Below are 267 nucleotides of genomic sequence, written 5' to 3'. Positions count from 1 at the left end.
AGACGGGGACGCCGTGCTCGGCGATGCGCTCGCCCAGGAAGCGGACCTGCTCGACGCGGTCGGCGATGTACGCCTCCTCGACGGCCTCGCGCAGGCCGACCGCCATCGCCTCGATGTCGCGGCCGGACATGCCGCCGTAGGTGGAGAAGCCCTCGTAGAGGATGCCGCGCTGCTTGGCGTGCTCGAACAGCGTCTCGTCGTTGCAGGCCACGAAGCCGCCGATGTTGACGAGGCCGTCCTTCTTGCCGGACATGACGGCTGCGTCGG

Annotated in this window: 1 protein-coding gene; it reads right to left on the bottom strand. The window is 69.7% G+C overall.

All coding sequences use genetic code 11. From position 1 onward, the window contains the following. Positions 1-267, bottom strand: a 267-nt coding sequence (locus SM753_RS20670) for a beta-eliminating lyase-related protein (protein ID WP_323192937.1), incomplete at both ends; no start/stop codon positions are given.

Origin of the sequence: Halostella sp. PRR32 (assembly GCF_034808085.1) — an archaeon.
Lineage (GTDB): Archaea > Halobacteriota > Halobacteria > Halobacteriales > Natronoarchaeaceae > Halostella > Halostella pelagica.
This window is presented reverse-complemented; position numbering and strand designations above follow the sequence as displayed.